This window comes from Mesorhizobium sp. M7A.F.Ca.CA.002.05.1.1 (assembly GCF_003998335.1).
Classification (GTDB): Bacteria; Pseudomonadota; Alphaproteobacteria; order Rhizobiales; family Rhizobiaceae; genus Mesorhizobium.
The window spans coordinates 1-430 of sequence record NZ_RZQI01001664.1 but is presented as its reverse complement, the minus strand read 5'-3'; the positions used below and the strand labels follow the sequence as shown (position 1 = coordinate 430).

The 430-nt window shown below is 53.7% G+C and carries 1 protein-coding gene; it reads right to left on the bottom strand.

Translation table 11 applies throughout. The features are described 5' to 3' along the window. Window positions 1-237: 237 nt before the first annotated feature. Window positions 238-430 (bottom strand): Lrp/AsnC family transcriptional regulator (locus EN939_RS37670; protein ID WP_164751669.1); only part of this gene is annotated, 193 nt, incomplete at its 5' end.

The following is a 430-nucleotide window of genomic DNA, read 5'->3' as shown; positions in this document are numbered from 1 at the left end:
ATCATAAGCCGAATACGGTCTTCTCAATCCGGAGATTTCCGGAAGCATTTCATCGAACGCTGCCAATCGCATACTCCCCTGTGACGCCATTTCACTGACGTCGCCGGAGAAAATCAAGCGCAATCGGTGATTTGGGAGATACGGGCGATCAGTATGTTGCGCCTGCCTAAAATTGAGGCAGGTGAAATATGACCTTGATCAGCCTTTGCCTCGTGCCCGGGCAAATGCGTTTCCAGGCTAGAAAGCGCGAAACGTGACGACGGTGAACGTGTCCTTGATGCCGGGGAGAATCTGCACCTTCTCATTGACGAAATGGCCGACGTCTTCCTCGTCGTCGACGTAGAATTTGGCGAGCAGATCGTAATTGCCGGCGGTGGAGTAGATTTCCGAGGCGATCTCGGCATCGGCAAGCGCGCTGGCAACCTCATAG